Here is a 214-nt window from a genome sequence, read left to right as displayed (position 1 = left end):
GGGGTTGGAGATTCCTTTATGTAGTAAACACTAGCGAGGACGCAGTGCGCGGGACCGCCCTATTCCGGTGGTTGCCGTGCCGCTCGACGCGAGTGCGAACCGGATTACCGGTAATCATTCACGGAGAGTTTGATCCTGGCTCAGGACGAACGCTGGCGGCGTGCTTAACACATGCAAGTCGAACGGTGAAGCCCTTCGGGGTGGATCAGTGGCG

At 58.9% G+C, this 214-nt stretch carries 1 rRNA gene; it reads left to right on the top strand.

Annotated elements, in window-relative coordinates:
- Positions 1-117: 117 nt before the first annotated feature.
- A 16S ribosomal RNA gene (locus tag ADK60_RS28540) occupies positions 118-214 on the top strand; the annotation flags it as partial.

Source organism: Streptomyces sp. XY431, assembly GCF_001279805.1.
Taxonomy (GTDB): Bacteria; Actinomycetota; Actinomycetes; order Streptomycetales; family Streptomycetaceae; genus Kitasatospora; species Kitasatospora purpeofusca.
This window is presented reverse-complemented; position numbering and strand designations above follow the sequence as displayed.